Annotated in this window: 1 pseudogene; it reads left to right on the top strand. The window is 45.9% G+C overall.

Features of this window, described 5'->3' with window-relative positions:
• Positions 1–188: pseudogene (locus FCL48_RS24800) on the top strand (IS110 family transposase); the annotation flags it as partial.
• Between the last annotated feature and the right edge of the window lie 67 nt (positions 189–255).

The raw sequence follows: 255 nt of genomic DNA, 5'->3' as shown, positions 1-255 counted from the left end.
GTAAGCGGCAAGATAGATTGCCTAAAGAAGTAATTGATATTTCATGGAAAGCTCAGTGCCGACTGTGCACCCGTTATCAGTATTTAACAGCCAAGGGGAAAAAATCAAATGTTGCAAAAACAGCAATCGCCAGAGAAATTGCAGGATTTTCCTGGGCAATCGCACAGGTGCTCCCTAAGGCCGCATAACTTTTGAGCATCGGTAGCAGTGAATAGTCGGGGTGTCAAGGTCAAGCTTTGTGCTCGTACCTCGCAA

The sequence above is a fragment of the Desulforhopalus sp. IMCC35007 genome, assembly GCF_005116575.1.
Classification (GTDB): Bacteria; Desulfobacterota; Desulfobulbia; order Desulfobulbales; family Desulfocapsaceae; genus Desulforhopalus_A.
Note: the sequence above shows the minus strand (reverse complement) of the source record. Positions and strands in the feature narration are given on the sequence as shown.